Source organism: Longitalea luteola (assembly GCF_017356035.1).
Taxonomy (GTDB): domain Bacteria; phylum Bacteroidota; class Bacteroidia; order Chitinophagales; family Chitinophagaceae; genus Niastella; species Niastella luteola.
In genome coordinates, this window is record NZ_JAFIQX010000037.1 from 1 (window position 1) to 643 (window position 643).

The following is a 643-nucleotide window of genomic DNA, read 5'->3' on the forward strand; positions in this document are numbered from 1 at the left end:
AGACGGTTGCCCTGGTAGTGTCTCTGAGAACAGAGTTAACAGTTAATATCAGGTTGATAATAGAATCGCAACCTGCTTTGCTGGTCAGCGTGTCGCTATAAGTCCCGGCTGCATTTATGTTAGATCCATTCCAGCGATATGGAAGCTGGTTGTTACAGACGGTTGCCCTGGAGGTATCTCTGAGTACTGAGTTTACCGTTAATATTAAGTTGATAATGGAGTCGCAGCCTGTCCTGCTGGTCAGCGTGTCGCTATAAGTTCCGGCGGCATTTAAGTTAGATCCATTCCAGCGGTATGGAAGTTGGTTCGTACAGACGGTTGCCCTGGAGGTGTCTCTTAGAACGCTGTTTACAGTCAGGATGAGATTGGTGATGGAGTCACAGCCTGCCCTGCTGCTCAGCGTGTCGCTGTAAGTGCCAGCAGCGTTGATGTTGATGCCGTTCCAACGATAAGGCAACTGGTTGGTACAAACGGTTGCCCTGGAGGTATCTCTGAGAACGCTGTTTACAGTCAGGATGAGATTGGTGATGGAGTCACAGCCTACCCTGCTGGTCAGCGTGTCGCTATAAGTGCCAGCGCCATTGATGTTGATACCGTTCCAGCGATATGGAAGTTGGTTCGTACAAACGGTTGCCCTGGTGGT

The 643-nt window shown here is 49.9% G+C and carries 1 protein-coding gene; it reads right to left on the reverse strand.

Translation table 11 applies throughout. From position 1 onward, the window contains the following. The coding region (locus JUB15_RS28310) for a hypothetical protein (RefSeq protein WP_207516120.1) at positions 1-643 on the reverse strand (643 nt) is incomplete at both ends.